The organism is Desulfococcus sp. (assembly GCF_050178255.1).
Classification (GTDB): domain Bacteria; phylum Desulfobacterota; class Desulfobacteria; order Desulfobacterales; family Desulfococcaceae; genus Desulfococcus; species Desulfococcus multivorans.
The window spans coordinates 1-5,316 of sequence record NZ_JBFXGG010000055.1 but is presented as its reverse complement, the minus strand read 5'-3'; the positions used below and the strand labels follow the sequence as shown (position 1 = coordinate 5,316).

The 5,316-nt window shown below is 57.4% G+C and carries 4 protein-coding genes; all 4 read right to left on the bottom strand.

Features of this window, described 5'->3' with window-relative positions:
- The coding region (locus AB7S84_RS11115; protein ID WP_428154486.1) for a hypothetical protein at positions 1-1,250 on the bottom strand (1,250 nt) is incomplete at its 3' end.
- A 128-nt stretch (positions 1,251-1,378) separates the two neighbouring features.
- Positions 1,379-2,884 (bottom strand): DUF2235 domain-containing protein, encoded by a 1,506-nt coding sequence (locus tag AB7S84_RS11110; RefSeq protein WP_020876713.1) that lies wholly within the window; start codon positions 2,882-2,884, stop codon positions 1,379-1,381.
- A gap of 295 nt (positions 2,885-3,179) precedes the next feature.
- Positions 3,180-4,097, bottom strand: a complete 918-nt coding sequence (locus tag AB7S84_RS11105; RefSeq protein WP_020876712.1) for an SGNH/GDSL hydrolase family protein — start codon at positions 4,095-4,097, stop codon at positions 3,180-3,182.
- Positions 4,098-4,511: 414 nt separating this feature from the next.
- Positions 4,512-5,309, bottom strand: a complete 798-nt coding sequence (locus AB7S84_RS11100) for a carbohydrate ABC transporter permease (RefSeq protein WP_428154499.1) — start codon at positions 5,307-5,309, stop codon at positions 4,512-4,514.
- Positions 5,310-5,316: the final 7 nt, after the last annotated feature.

The following is a 5,316-nucleotide window of genomic DNA, read 5'->3' as shown; positions in this document are numbered from 1 at the left end:
TGCACCAGCGTAATAAAAGGCGGCAGGTGATCGGATTTTTCCGTGATATCGATTATGGCTTTACGCGTCGCCGTTACCAATCCGGCTTTTTTGGCGACATCGCCCTGGGTTTTCTTGTGGGTATGCGCAGCCGCGCCGCCGGTCCTGTTCAGGGCGGCGGCGGTTGACGTACTGCGAATGAATCGATCCCGAAGATCCGGGGTATTATGGGTTCCGTCGCACAAGGCCCATCCCGGCGGAGGCATAATCTCCGCATTCTCGCCTTCGCCTCTGACGGCCTCTTTCGGCGGATGCCACGCGATGATGGTGCCGGCCGGAATGCCGAAAACGCTTGACGGCGTATAGATATCGACATCTTGATGCGGATCCAGCATCGCTCTGCAGCGTGGGAATTTTCCGGGGTCCAGCAGATTCCAGTACGAGAACAGGGTCAGGGCCACCGGTGCCAGCCGGAATTTGACGGCGCCTTTGGCAATGTCGGCCAGAAATCCGGCGATCTGATCGAACCCCTGCAGGACCAGCGGACGGGCAGGATCGATGCCGCCGCAATTGATTTCACAGTTGATCTGAAGGCCGGCGTCGTGCAATTTCTTCTGGACCGCCGCGTCAACCGATCCCCCGGCCCGGACGGCGCCGAAACCGGATGACATCGTCGCTGCAATTTCCTGGCGCCGGGCGGTATCGCGGGTGCTCATGCGGCCGCGAATGGCGATGTTCAAGCCGTAGGTCACGGTCTCGATGAAGTGGGTCCCGAAGTCCCGTCTGAACTGGGTGAATGCCGTTGTGTCGTCTTCCAGGTGTTCCGCGAGGGGATCGAGATCCTCGTTCACCGACATGGCGGCATCGCTCAAGGAGCGGGTCTCGCCGACATGACTCAGGAGAATATAGGCCGAAACGCTGGAGCGGCTCTCTTCGCGCGTCATGTCGGCGGCGGCATCGATGCTGCTGATGCCGTAGGAGGCGCGGAAATGGGTATTGAGAACGGCGGCTTCCTGAGCGACGGTTTCCGTTCGCAGTATCGAGAACGCATCCTTGACGGCATCGCTCGAGATCTCATACCGCTTTTCGTCATCAGCCTCCTTCAGTAGACGGGATGGCTTGAAAAAGGGCGTCCTTTCAGGGACCAAGACCGGCTTGTCGGGGTCAAACATGTCGATTCCCCGACCAAACCGGATTCCGCCCGCGCCGCTGATGATTTGCGCGGGTAGGGTATAGGTGTCCTTGACGGCGTAATAACGGCTCGCGGTCATGGCATGCCTCCTTCCTTATTCTAAGTTATGCCTTGGGGAAATTCGACTGCCGCCTTGCTTGAGCCCAATCCGGAAAACGGGCATCGGCAGCTCCGACGAGGACCTGCGTCGATTGAAGATCCGTACAATTATCCGATGTGCGTCAGCGACTTCTTTTTCAGAACGCCCCATGCACCGGCCGCAAGCTCTTCCGTTTTGGTCCAGGTCCGGGCTTTCAGGATGAAGAGCGAACCGAAGAGAACCACCAGACTATAGAGCAGGATCGGCGAGCGGCGCAGAACCCTGATCCAGGGTGCGGCGAGGTCCGGCAGCATTTTCATCGCTATTTCAAGCAGGGGATCGAAAAAGCCGTTCACCGCAAGGCACTGAGAAGCATCCATACAACCCAGGAGGAAGGGAGAGACCAGGTATCCCAGGGTGGTCGTCAGCAGGGCGAAATAGAGCCATCGGCGTCCGGTGATGAGATGCTGAACCGATTGCATCGCGGCCTTTCGTTGGTTGCTTTCGTCCGGCGTTTCGTAGACCGGGATCTCGCCGCGCGTCGTCACCACCGTGTATTGCCCGGGCAAGCCCGCCGGAGCGTACGGCACCACGTTGCCGGCGATCCGTTCCATGACGCTGCGATGAATTTTGGGGGATCGGATATGGACGTCGCTTTTCCTGTCGTTGCACAGCGATTCGATGTCGCGGGGTTTATAGCGGTAGTAGGCCCCCGCCAGCGCGCGGGAGTCATGTTGCGGGCCGTGCCAGTCGGAGTGTTTGATGTATTCTTCGCGGCGCTGTTCGATCAGGTGCAAGCCGGGACTTCCGATGTCGGGTTTCCGGGCCTCGGTCTTTGCGATCATCCAGTCGAGGGAGACCAGCGACAACGGGTGTCTGGGATAGCCGCCGCCTACATCCGAGTGCACGCCGGGAAACCATACCTGCTCGATGCGCGAGGGATCGGTTTCGGCGCTTTCGTCCCACAGAACCGGGTGGAAGGAGTGGCGCTCGTCGTCCACCGACACGGCGTGACAGGCTTTTTTGACCTTGTCGGACAGTCTGTAGTTGGGAAAGTAGATCGGGTAGATCAGGTAATCCCAGATCATGGCCAGTTCGTCCATGGGAAAACCATAGGCGTCGACCGTGTCCCAGACACCGATGAATTCGATCTCCGGACGGTGGCGCGGAGTCTCCGGATCGCTCCGGCCCATGAAGGCGCGGATGCCGCGGGTCAGGAGCCCCCTCTTGAAACGGGAACGATAGGCGTTGTAGTTGCGCCGCGCGACCCTGTCAAGATCCTTTTCGTTCCTGTAGTCGGTGTATACGCCGCAGTAATCGATCATGCCCGCCAGCATTCTTACCGTAAAAGCGCCGCGGCTGAAGCCGAAGAGATAAATTCTGTCGCCGGATTTGTAGGTGCGGCAGAGAAACTTGTAGAGCCTTCGGACGTTTCTTTTCAGGCCCCAGCCAAAGGCGCCGCCAAGGAGTTTGAACGGCAGGAACTCCTTGGATCCGACACCGTCGTCGTAGAACGCGATCTGGTCGTCGCGATGCAGGTCCAGGGCATCGTAGAGCCGCCATACATTGGTTTTGTTTCGTTTGGCCGCACCGTTGCCGGTGCCGTCTGACAGCAGAATGATGTTCTTGTTCACGGTCCCCTCCTCTGCTTGATGATTGAAAACTTCAACTTTCACAGGCCGGTGCCGGCAGGCCCCGTAAGGATTTTTGAGACTGAAGACTATAGGGGGACTCGTGACGAACGGAGCGCTTATCCCCCTTCAGGCTTCAGTCTCTATCCGGTCACCATCATGAAAGTCGAAAGTTGCGTGAAATCCAGATGCAGGGTCCTTTCCGTCCCCTTGCCGAATGCAGCATGGAAGGCCATCGGATGCGGTGTTGATGGTCATGCCGTGCGCATCGCTTACGTCTCCAGACTGAGATACGTCCTCATCGTATCGATGAGCTGATGAAACAGGTCGAATCGTCATCGTCGTCGTCCTGATCCGTGTCCGGAGGTGGGGGCATCTGTTCCGCCAACGCCGCCAACACTCGGTCGGCGAGGAGGGCGTGTGTGGCCGTGGTGGGATGTCTTTCGTCCCAGAAAAGATGCCCGGCACCGTCAAAATTATTTTCGATTTGAAAATTAGGCGACGGATCGGTCACGTTGCTGAAGCCGAAGGCGGCAGGATCGTTTAGAATCTCCAGGAAAAAAGAAAATACATCGAATTCGTAAAAAGCGACCGCCGGGTGTTCGCCAATGAACCGGGTGATCAGGTTGCCCAGTTCGGCGTTGAAATTGAGCGAAAAAGCAGTTGCCGCGGCAGCTTCCGGCGTGCCCAGGGTGTCGGGAATGGCGCCCAGGTCGGGCAGATTCAACACCAGTATATGCCGGGCCTCATTCGCCACAAGACGCGCCATCGCCGTTTCGATGTTGTCCGCCGAAGCCTGGAAGTCTCCGTTTCCGTTGAGGAAATCATTTCCACCAATCCATATGATGAAGAGTGAATCGCGGGACAACGGGGGGCCCTCGACAGCGATGTAGACGTTCACCTGTTCAACCAGGCCCGGCGGCACCAGTCCGTCGGTTTGAGCACCGCCGAGAGCACGGTCATCCAGGGACGTATTCAGACGCGGCAGGTCGGCCAGATATTCGACCCACACCGGACCATTGGAAAAGCGTCCCTGATAATAGATGGCCGGATCCGGCCGGGGCTGGTTTTCGATCAGGAGGAGATTACCGTTGTCCGACAGACTGTCGCCGAATACGACGATCTCATCAAAAGCGGCTGCAACACCGTTGGCGGCGGAAAGGATGAACAGAAACACCATTGCGGCCCTGGCTGTTTTCCGGATAATTCCCTTCATGTTACGTCTCCATGGCAAGGGGTTGACGTCGGTGAAGCGCGAAGAAGGCGAGCATTGATATTTCAACTTCCGGCTTTCGTGGCGGTCTCTGCAAAGCGGCGGCCGCCTGAAGGGCATAAAGACACCGTCCGTGGCGGACGCACCCCATTCAGTCTTCAGCCTTCAGTCTCAACAGGAGGATCACCGGCCTGGACGGGTTGCGTGCAGGGAAGCAACCCAGCAGGTTCCGGCGACACTTGAATGAAACCGTCCACGGCGCGGGCCGTATTCTACCGGCCCCGACCGATGAATCCCGAAAGTTGTATATTTAATAAGAATATCTATTAAACAGAATTTGGCAACTCACATCGTTATTTTACTTTTCAAGGGAATCATGGACCGGCGATTCCCATGCGTGATGTGGAGGGGGGGGTGCTATTTCACGGCCCCCATCGTGAAGCCGGAGATAAAACGATCCAGAAAGAAGGTGTACAGGATCGCCGCGGGAATACATGGAATCAACGCCCCCGCCATGAGGGGTCCCCACCGGAAGACATCCCCCCTGACCAGCTCCGTTGGAACACCGACACTGATCGTTTTCTGGGCCGATACGGAAACAAACGACAAGGCATAGATGAATTCATGCATGGTCAAGGTAAACGCAAACACCACAACCGTCAGGATACCGGATACGGACAGCGGGAAAACGATTTTCACCATCGCGCCGAATCGGCTGCATCCGTCGATCATGGCCTGTTCCTCGATGTCTTTTGGAATGGACTTGAAAAAACCCATCAGAAGCCATGTGCAGAAAGGAATGGTAAAGGTGGGGTAGATCAGGATCAGAGCACTCAGTGATTCGTGAAGCCCGAGCAGGCTGATGATCTTTGAAAGGGGGATGAACAGCAGTGTCGGCGGGACGAGATAGGTCATGAAAATGCCGATGCCCAGATTTTCCCCGAGCTTTCCGCTCCACCGTTCCAGGCTGTATGCCGCGGGAACGGAAATGAGCAATGTAATGACGACCACCACAATGCCGACCCAGACGGTATTGAAGAGATATTTACTCAACTTTCGACTTTCATAGGCCGGTGCCGGGAGGATACGGCCCGGGCCCCACGCGGTTTCGGTCAAGTGCCGCAAAAACTTTCTCCGGGCGGCCCGGAAACTCGCTGCGCTCGAACCGTCCGGGCCGCGGATCCGCCCCGGCGCATAAGCGGCACTAAAACACACCGCATTA